At 66.4% G+C, this 286-nt stretch carries 1 pseudogene; it reads left to right on the top strand.

Features of this window, described 5'->3' with window-relative positions:
- Nucleotides 1-263: pseudogene (locus tag EN846_RS34680) on the top strand (membrane-bound PQQ-dependent dehydrogenase, glucose/quinate/shikimate family); the annotation flags it as partial.
- Nucleotides 264-286: the final 23 nt, after the last annotated feature.

The raw sequence follows: 286 nt of genomic DNA, 5'->3' as shown, positions 1-286 counted from the left end.
CCAAGGGTGCCGAGCAGCGCGACTGGATGCACTGGGGCAACACCACGGCAGGTACCCGCTTTGCCGCGCTGGACCAGATCACCCCGGCCAATGTGAAGGAGCTGCAGGTCGCCTGGACCGCGCGCACCGGTGACGTGCCGGAAAGCAACGGCTTCGGCGCCGAAGACCAGAACACGCCGCTGCAGATCGGCGACACCCTGTACCTGTGCACCCCGCACAACCAGGTGATCGCCATCGATGCCGAATCCGGCAAGCAGCGCTAGGCCTTCGACCCCAAGACCACTGC

Origin of the sequence: Mesorhizobium sp. M4B.F.Ca.ET.203.01.1.1 (assembly GCF_004791025.1) — a bacterium.
GTDB lineage: Bacteria > Pseudomonadota > Alphaproteobacteria > Rhizobiales > Rhizobiaceae > Mesorhizobium > Mesorhizobium abyssinicae.
The sequence above is the reverse complement of the archived record's forward strand: the minus strand, read 5'-3'. Positions and strand labels throughout refer to the sequence as shown.